This window comes from Streptomyces sp. CAI-85, assembly GCF_013363615.1.
In the GTDB taxonomy this organism is placed as follows: Bacteria; Actinomycetota; Actinomycetes; order Streptomycetales; family Streptomycetaceae; genus Streptomyces; species Streptomyces antibioticus_B.
Window position 1 is genome coordinate 1 of sequence record NZ_JAANNX010000264.1, and the last position, 571, is coordinate 571.

1 protein-coding gene is annotated in these 571 nt (G+C 66.4%); it reads left to right on the plus strand.

The genetic code is table 11. The features are described from left to right. On the plus strand, positions 1-571 hold a 571-nt coding region (locus G6W55_RS38170), incomplete at both ends, for a glutamine synthetase family protein (RefSeq protein ID WP_375372513.1).

Genomic DNA, 571 nt, shown 5'->3' on the forward strand with positions numbered 1-571 from the left:
GCCAGGCCGAGATCAACTACAAGTTCAACACGCTGCTCGCCGCGGCCGACGACCTCCAGCTCTTCAAGTACATCGTGAAGAACGTGGCCTGGCGCAACGGCAAGACCGCGACCTTCATGCCGAAGCCGATCTTCGGTGACAACGGCTCGGGCATGCACGTCCACCAGTCGCTGTGGAGCGGCGGTTCCCCGCTGTTCTACGACGAGGCCGGTTACGCCGGTCTGTCGGACCTGGCCCGCTACTACATCGGCGGCATCCTCAAGCACGCCCCGTCGCTGCTGGCCTTCACCAACCCGACCGTGAACTCGTACCACCGTCTGGTGCCGGGCTTCGAGGCGCCGGTGAACCTGGTGTACTCGCAGCGCAACCGCTCCGCGGCGATGCGTATCCCGATCACGGGCTCGAACCCGAAGGCCAAGCGCGTCGAGTTCCGCGCGCCCGACTCCTCCGGCAACCCGTACCTGGCCTTCTCCGCGCTGCTGCTGGCGGGCCTCGACGGCATCAAGAACAAGATCGAGCCGGCCGAGCCGATCGACAAGGACCTCTACGAGCTGGCCCCCGAGGAGCACGC